At 45.5% G+C, this 235-nt stretch carries 1 protein-coding gene; it reads right to left on the bottom strand.

The annotated features are described in order from the left end of the window. Window positions 1-235 (bottom strand): FGGY-family carbohydrate kinase (locus KVT11_RS20670; protein ID WP_254636546.1); only part of this gene is annotated, 235 nt, incomplete at both ends.

Genomic DNA, 235 nt, shown 5'->3' with positions numbered 1-235 from the left:
GAAGCCAACTGCTATTCCCGCAAGATAGGCCGCACCGAGTGCCGGCGTTACATTGATTTCTGGACGTTCTACTGGTACATCGAGCAAATCCCTTTGGAAGCCCATTAAGAAATCATTCTTTACAGCCCCGCCATCGCCGCGCAATGTTTTAAGTGAGATGTTTGTATCTTTTTCCATCGCATCTAAGACATCTTTCGTTTGATAAGCAAGTGATTCTAACGTTGCACGAACAAAG

Origin of the sequence: Bacillus sp. GbtcB10, from assembly GCF_019091365.1 — a bacterium.
Classification (GTDB): Bacteria; Bacillota; Bacilli; order Bacillales; family Bacillaceae; genus Bacillus; species Bacillus altitudinis.
This window is presented reverse-complemented; position numbering and strand designations above follow the sequence as displayed.